This window comes from Affinundibacterium flavidum, from assembly GCF_014284175.1.
GTDB lineage: Bacteria > Pseudomonadota > Gammaproteobacteria > Burkholderiales > Burkholderiaceae_D > Undibacterium > Undibacterium flavidum.
In genome coordinates this window covers 1-4,329 of the sequence record NZ_JACOGA010000039.1, presented here as the reverse complement: position 1 = coordinate 4,329, position 4,329 = coordinate 1, and the positions used below count along the sequence as shown (strand labels likewise).

Annotated in this window: 5 protein-coding genes; all 5 read left to right on the top strand. The window is 48.1% G+C overall.

What is annotated here, in order from left to right:
* Positions 1–561, top strand: a 561-nt coding sequence (locus tag H8K55_RS21235) for an HNH endonuclease signature motif containing protein (RefSeq protein WP_222612569.1), incomplete at its 5' end; no start/stop codon positions are given.
* Positions 558–1,043, top strand: a complete 486-nt coding sequence (locus H8K55_RS21230; protein ID WP_186944245.1) for a hypothetical protein — start codon at positions 558–560, stop codon at positions 1,041–1,043. The genes H8K55_RS21235 and H8K55_RS21230, both read left to right, overlap by 4 nt.
* Positions 1,044–1,115: 72 nt before the next feature.
* Positions 1,116–3,095, top strand: coding sequence for an RHS repeat domain-containing protein (locus H8K55_RS21225; RefSeq protein ID WP_186944244.1), 1,980 nt, complete (start codon positions 1,116–1,118; stop codon positions 3,093–3,095).
* Positions 3,092–3,682 carry a hypothetical protein gene (locus H8K55_RS21220; RefSeq protein ID WP_186944243.1) on the top strand — a complete coding sequence of 197 codons (591 nt, stop codon included), beginning with the start codon at positions 3,092–3,094 and terminating at the stop codon, positions 3,680–3,682. Before H8K55_RS21225 ends, H8K55_RS21220 begins: the two co-directional genes overlap by 4 nt.
* Before the next feature lie 336 nt (positions 3,683–4,018).
* Positions 4,019–4,195 carry an HNH endonuclease gene (locus H8K55_RS21215; RefSeq protein WP_186944242.1) on the top strand — a complete coding sequence of 59 codons (177 nt, stop codon included), beginning with the start codon at positions 4,019–4,021 and terminating at the stop codon, positions 4,193–4,195.
* Positions 4,196–4,329 lie beyond the last annotated feature (134 nt).

The window sequence follows — 4,329 nt, the reverse complement described above, 5'->3', positions numbered from 1 at the left end:
CCAATTGATCCGGTGAAGGGGCCGAGTCATACGGGCGAAACAAAATCACGTCCGCGAAGTCGGCCAGTGCTTGAAGGAAAGCCGATAGATAGACCGGACGCGGATTCTGGCGTTCTTGTGAATCCGGCCAGCAAGCCAGAGGGAAATAATATTATTGTGACGCCAATCCAGCCGCATGTTGGGCTTGGTATTGTCAAGTCGGAAAATAGAGTCCCGTCAGGTGAGGCAGACGGTTCGGTGAAATTCAATCGATGGAGACGCGGAGATCCGATTGACAAGCCTTTAAGAGACGGTTCAGTTCCAGACTGGGATACCGTAAGAAGTCGCTATTGGAAAAATAGGCATTTAGAAAGTCAAAGTACCGGTGAATTTTCTAAAGAAAATTTAAATAGAATGAGACGTGGTGTAGCGCCATTGGATTACAATTCAAGCACAGGTGAGTTTGAAAGCAGAGAATTACATCATGTAGATCCGCAACGTAATGGAGGTTCCAATGGGCCGAGAAATCTTCGTGAAGTCACGCCAGATCAGCATAGAGCAATGGACAAATTTAGAAAATGAAAAATCAATACGTTGAAGAAGTAGCAGTGATATTGCGAAGTAATAACCCTTTGCCGCGAGTCGATTTGCACAAATCGCTTAAGCAGTTTGGTTTTATCTCGGAGGATGATTTCTATTATTTACGTCGCAAAGGTAAGGTCGCGTCTTGGGAAACGGATTGTTTGATGACGATTAACGTCTTTTCTGCGAATTCAGACACTTATGAAACTGAGGATGATATTGAGGAGGGCATATGTTCCAATTGGGATTCACTCCACATTAGTTACTTGATGGCATCTTTGCCGAGAGAGTTTATTAATACTTTTGTGAGTGAGATTGAGAAAATTAAGTTGCGATTTGCACTTCAATTAGTGTTTGAAGATATCACAATGGAAGTAAGTGAACTTACTTTGAAACTGAGTAAAATTGCCGATGATTTAGAAAAATTCGGTGGAGTAGGTTCGAAAGAGTTGAAAATATTAATCTCATATGAATATGGATAAAAGGCTGTAAGGCATAATCCTTTGTAGGGCGCAATGGGTTCTATCGATTGCGCAGTATGGAAACGTTGACATTTGATAGACGTTCGACGATGCCAACGTTATCCAGGGAAAAGGAGGGTCACGTTTTCACATAACGCATTTCTAGCCAACCGCACCAAAGAAATCATCACCACCAAGCCTGCAGGTACAGGCAGCACAGGCAGCACAGGCAGCACAGGCAGCCCAACAAGCATCACAAAAACTTACACCTACGACGGCCGCAACCAACTCACCGCCATCACCGACATAGCAACAGGTGACATCACATTAAGTTACGACAGCCAAGGCAATCTCAGCCAAAAGACCCAAGGCAGTGACATCACGACCTACAGCTACAACGCCAGAGACAACCTGATCAGTGTTCGCAAAAACAATACGGTGCTGGGCAACTACAGCAATAACCACTTAGGTCTGCGTGTCGAAAAAGAAGCCAAAGACCCCTTACAACCGAATGCGCCGCCCGCGATCTTCCGCACCCTCTGGAATGGCCGTCACGCCTTCCAGGACAGCGACACCAGCGGCAACACCCTAAGCCGCTATGAAAACGACGGACGCCACACCGTCAGCCTGTGGAGCAAAAGCGACGGCAGCCAAGCCCTCCACCACGACGCCCTAGGCAGCATCACCGCCACCACGGACAACAGCGGTCAGCTCAAAAGCGAAACCGTCTACGACGCCTTCGGCAACATCGTCAGCAGAAGCGGACAAAGCGCCAACAAGTTCGGCTACACCGGCCACCAGATGGATCAAGAGACGGGCTTGATCTATTTCCAAGCCCGCTACTACGACCCACAAACAGGCCGCTTCATCACCCAAGATCCGTACGAGGGCGACTGGAATACGCCACTGTCTTTGCATCACTATTTGTATGCTTATGGGAATCCGACGACTTATATTGATTTGCATGGGTATCAATCGATCTCAGCGAGTATAGACAAAGCAGCAGAAGGATGCGGTGCCTGGTCTTGTGCAGGCTGGGCATTCGCCAAAGGAGCTTACTCAGCAGCGACATTTGGTTTTGCGATTGTGCATGATCCCGTACGAGATCAATACGACGAAGGCAAAATCACTAGTCGTCAGTACTTTAAACGCGCTATTGGTGGTGGACTTGCGATGGTAGGCGTGAATGTCGCCAGTACGATGTTAGGTGGTTTAGGTGGTGGAGGTACAACGCTAGCGAGTACGATGGCAAGAAGTGCGCTCACCGGCGGCTTGCTCTCTGGTGGCACTGATGCGGCAACCCAAGGCGTGAATATCTCTGCTGGATTGCAGGAAAGTTATAAGCCTGAGCAAACAGCGACAACAACCGCCATCGGTATGGGCTTGGGCGTGGTAGCACCACTAATTCCTGCGGCATTAAAAACAGAAATAGGGCAAGCAGTCACAGGTGCGATTTCCAGCACGGTGAAAAAGACCCGCGAGGCGGTTGAGACTGCGGTACAAAGTGTATCGAGTCGCGTGAAGGGCGTTGTGACGCAAGAAGCTGGCACGATGGGATCTGCTGGTGCTAAGATTACTTCGAAGAGTGTGGTGGCAACGCCAACACGTCATATGCCGGTTGGTGATGAGCCATATGCTGGTGCGCATGGTGTTGATGATGGGGGTATAGCTCATCCTGTTGGGACAAATAATGCGACTTCGCCAATCAATGCCTCTGATCATGTCCCAATGTGCGGTTCAGGTGGCCCGTGTAGTGTTTACGAGATCCCAGCATCCGAACTGATTGCTAATAAACCTTATATTGGAAAGACGGGGCGGGCGGTGCCAAAGAGAATGGCTGACAAAGATCACAAAGCAAAAACGTCAACGGGAACGGCGCCAAAAGCGCGTGTCTTGGCTGAACAGTTGACTCCGGAGGAGGCTGCGGGTGTGGAAACGATTTTGGCGCATGAACGTGGTTTGGATAACTTGTCCAACGCTATTCCTCCACTCAACCCCACATTACCTAAAAATGCGACTAAAATTGAAGCCGGAAGAAGAGTAATTGAAAAATCGAGAGGGGCTCGACCATGATATCTGATGCGACTAAGGGCTTTTGGCAAGAATTTGACGCTTCCTCTGAGGTATTGGCGAAGAATGTTATTGGGGGGATGCATCGTGAGGCGTTCCAGCATATCGAAACTCTGCTCCAAAAAAATGGGTTTGATTTTTGTTTTGAGTTGACGAGCGAAGGGGGCGACGCTGTGCTTGCACTAACACCTGAAGGTAATGTGGACGTAGCGCAGCGAATCGAAAACCTCGTTCAAGCAAAGCCCGACATTCGAGGATGGCGCGTTTATGCGCATCGTCAGCGCAAACCTTTATCAGACGCACTAGCCTTTGTCCGACACATTTATGGAATAGATGTTGCAGATGCTTCCTTTGATCTTATGCTGACTTTCGGACTCTATCGAATCACAATGTATTGTGGCGACTTGAATGAGCTCACTACTGGTGAGATTTGCGGCCTTGTCGAAACCCTCCTTGATCATGCGATAGGGGAGAAACTGGTGATGTCGAAAGTAGAAGAGGTTTCAGGACGCGCGTCTGGGAGGGGGCAATTTTCGCTCTCTGAATTGGTGCAGAGGCTTACGGTCGACAGCACGGAAAAAAAGAGGTAATGCATCCATGTTAAATATTTGGTTCTTACCGACCAAAACACAAGGCCGTAAGGCGTAAGCATTTGTAAGTCGAGTTGGGTTCTGTCTATTGCGCTGCATGGGGTCGTTTACATGCGACACAAAAGTGGGGGCGCATCTTGACATGACACATTCGCCGCCAAACTCGGCAAAGAAATCATAAATGGCAAGGTCAGCAAATACACCTATGACGCCTTAAATCGCGTCACCAACATCACCGGACAATCCGGCACCATCGCCTACAGCTACAGCAATGGCACCAGTAGCAACATGCGCTACGCATGCAACAAGTGACACACGCCAAAGGCAACATCATCCATGCACGCACCGACTCCACACCATATTATTCCTTTAAAAAATGGTGGAGGAAATGAATGGTGGAATCTCGCCCCGGTAAAAAATCCTCATACTGGAACGATTCATGGAACTGGTTCTGCACTTCGTACAGAATTGCCTTATAAAATTGAACCGGGAACAATTTCAAATCTAAAGTGAGAAAGTCTATGATGTTTTCTAATACCTGTTTAACTATTCGCGATTGGTGTGAGCGTAGTAATGGGAAACCGATTAAATTGCCTTCGGGCGATAATTTTTCTTTTATTCAAAAAAAGAGGTATTCCGACGATGAA

Excerpts from the sequence above, each read along its gene's own strand:
- H8K55_RS21230 (WP_186944245.1), top strand. The coding sequence starts at position 558 with ATGAAAAATCAATACGTTGAAGAAGTAGCAGTGATATTGCGAAGTAAT.
- H8K55_RS21220 (WP_186944243.1), top strand. The coding sequence starts at position 3,092 with ATGATATCTGATGCGACTAAGGGCTTTTGGCAAGAATTTGACGCTTCC.
- H8K55_RS21215 (WP_186944242.1), top strand. The coding sequence starts at position 4,019 with ATGCACGCACCGACTCCACACCATATTATTCCTTTAAAAAATGGTGGA.